Genomic DNA, 2,511 nt, shown 5'->3' on the forward strand with positions numbered 1-2,511 from the left:
TCGCGACGCTGCTGCCCGCGCTCGACGCGTGCGGCGGCGAGGAAATGCGGCAGCTGCTGCGCGGGCTCGACGGCCGCTTCGTGCCGCCGGGGCCGAGCGGCTCGCCGTCGCGCGGCCGCCCCGACGTGCTGCCGACCGGCCGCAATTTCTACTCGGTCGACACGCGCGCGGTGCCGACGCAGGCAGCGTGGTCACTCGGCCTGAAATCCGCGCAGCAACTGATCGAGCGCCATCTGCAGGATCACGGCGACTATCCGCGCGCAATCGGCCTGTCCGTCTGGGGCACGGCGACGATGCGTACCGGCGGCGACGACATTGCGCAGGCGTTCGCGCTGCTCGGCGTGCGGCCGAAATGGGCGCACGGCAGCCATCGCGTGACCGACTTCGAGATCCTGCCGATCGAGATCTTCGACCGGCCGCGGATCGACGTGACGCTGCGCGTGTCGGGCTTCTTCCGCGACGCGTTCCCGAACCTGATGCACCTGTTCGACGCGGCCGTGCAGGCAGTGGCCGCGCTCGACGAGCCCGAGGAGCTGAATCCGATCCGTGCGCGCATCGAGCGCGAACGCGAGCAATGGATCGCACAGGGCGTGGCACCGGACGAAGCGCGGCGCCGCGCGGGCTGGCGCGTGTTCGGCGCACGGCCGGGCAGCTACGGCGCGGGCTTGCAGGACCTGATCGACCAGCGCCGCTGGCAGACCGACGCCGATCTCGCCGAGGCCTACCGCCAGTGGGGCGGCCATGCGTATGCGCAGAACAGCGCGGGCGACGTCGCGGCCGACGTGTTCGGCGAGCGGCTCGCGACGATCGACGTCGTCGTGCAGAACCAGGACAGCCGCGAGCACGACATCCTCGATTCGAACGACTACTACCAGTTCCAGGGCGGGATGACGGCGGCCGTACGGCACCTGTCGGGGCAGCAGCCGAGCATCTACCACGGCGACCACGCGAACCCGGTCGCGCCGAAAATGCGCACGCTGCGCGAGGAAATCGCGCGCGTGATCCGCTCGCGCGTCGTCAACCCGAAATGGCTCGACGGCGTGAAGCGTCACGGCTACAAGGGCGCGGCCGAGATGGCGGCGACCGTCGACTACCTGTACGGCTATGACGCGACCGCGCGCGTGCTGTCCGACCATCAATACGGGCTCGTGGCCGACGCATACCTGTTCGACGACGCCACCCGCGGGTTCCTCGAGCGGCACAACCCGAAGGCGCTGCACGGCATCTGCGAACGCTTCGTCGAGGCGATGCAGCGCGGCCTGTGGCAGCAGCCGGGCGACTATCGCGAACGGATCGAAGCGGTCTGGCTCGCGAGCGAACAACTCCAGGAAGGGGGACGGCGATGACCGATCCGACGACGCACCGCGCCCGCGCGGTTTTTCCGTTTGCGGCGCTCGTCGCGCAGGATGCGTTGCAGCAGGCGCTGCTGCTCGCCGCGATCGACCCGTCGCTGGGCGGCGTGCTCGTGAGCGGGCCGCGCGGCACCGCGAAATCGACCGCGGCGCGCGGCCTCGCGGAGCTGTTGCCCGAAGGGCAGTTCGTCACGCTGCCGCTGTCGGCGAGCGACGAGCAGGTGACGGGTACGCTCGATCTCGCGCATGCACTCGCTGAAAACGGCGTGCGCTTCCGGCCGGGCCTGCTCGCGCGGGCGCATCTCGGCGTGCTGTACGTCGATGAAGTGAACCTGCTCGCCGACGGGCTCGTCGATACGCTGCTCGACGTCGCCGCGAGCGGCGTGAACATCGTCGAACGCGATGGCGTGTCGCACGCGCACGACGCGCGCTTCGTGCTCATCGGGACGATGAATCCGGAAGAGGGCGAGCTGCGTCCGCAGCTGCTCGACCGCTTCGGCTTGATGGTCGAACTGGAAAACTGCTTCGACGCCACGCAGCGCCAGCGGATCGTGAAGGCACGGCTTGCATTCGATCTCGATCCGGATGCGTTCCGCGCGCGTCATGCATCCGCACAGCGCGAACTCGGCGACCGGATTCACGCGGCACGCGCACGGCTGGCGGCGCTCGATTTCGACGATGCCGTCCACGCACGCGTCAGCGCGCTGTGCATCGACGCGGCCGTCGACGGGCTGCGCGCCGATCTCGTGATGCTGCGCGCGGCGCGTGCACTCGCCGCGCTGGAGCAGGCCGATGCGGTGACGGTGTCGCATGTCGAGCGTGTGGCCGACGCGGTGCTGCGGCATCGGCGCCATGCGGGGACGCCGCCCTCGCACGGAGCGTCGCATCACGGTGGCGAGCGCGACGATCGTTCGCCGACGGATACGCACCAGCGGCCCGACAACCGACCGGGCGAGACACAAGGCGACGCATCGGCAACGCAGGGCGACTGGGGTTATCTACCGGCTGAACCGGCCGGGCTGCGCGACGTGAAAGGCGTGGTGCCGCTGCCGCTAAAAAAACGCTGAGCCATCGAGCCGGCGCCGCCGCGAACACCGTTCGCGGTCCTCGATGGCAATCAGGCGCAGCCGTGCGCGTGCCGGGCACGGCGCGCGCCGGC

At 70.3% G+C, this 2,511-nt stretch carries 2 protein-coding genes; both read left to right on the forward strand.

Features of this window, described 5'->3' with window-relative positions:
• Positions 1-1,346: cobaltochelatase subunit CobN (locus tag G3O06_RS47720; RefSeq protein ID WP_205820287.1), on the forward strand; the 1,346-nt coding region annotated here is incomplete at its 5' end.
• Positions 1,343-2,419 carry an ATP-binding protein gene (locus G3O06_RS47725; RefSeq protein ID WP_205820295.1) on the forward strand — a complete coding sequence of 359 codons (1,077 nt, stop codon included), beginning with the start codon at positions 1,343-1,345 and terminating at the stop codon, positions 2,417-2,419. The genes G3O06_RS47720 and G3O06_RS47725, both read left to right, overlap by 4 nt.
• The last annotated feature ends 92 nt before the right edge of the window (positions 2,420-2,511 follow it).

This window comes from Burkholderia sp. Ac-20345 (assembly GCF_017104825.1).
In the GTDB taxonomy this organism is placed as follows: domain Bacteria; phylum Pseudomonadota; class Gammaproteobacteria; order Burkholderiales; family Burkholderiaceae; genus Burkholderia; species Burkholderia lata_B.

Bases quoted from the DNA above. Each gene is read 5' to 3' on its own strand.
- G3O06_RS47725 (WP_205820295.1), top strand. From the start codon at position 1,343: ATGACCGATCCGACGACGCACCGCGCCCGCGCGGTTTTTCCGTTTGCG.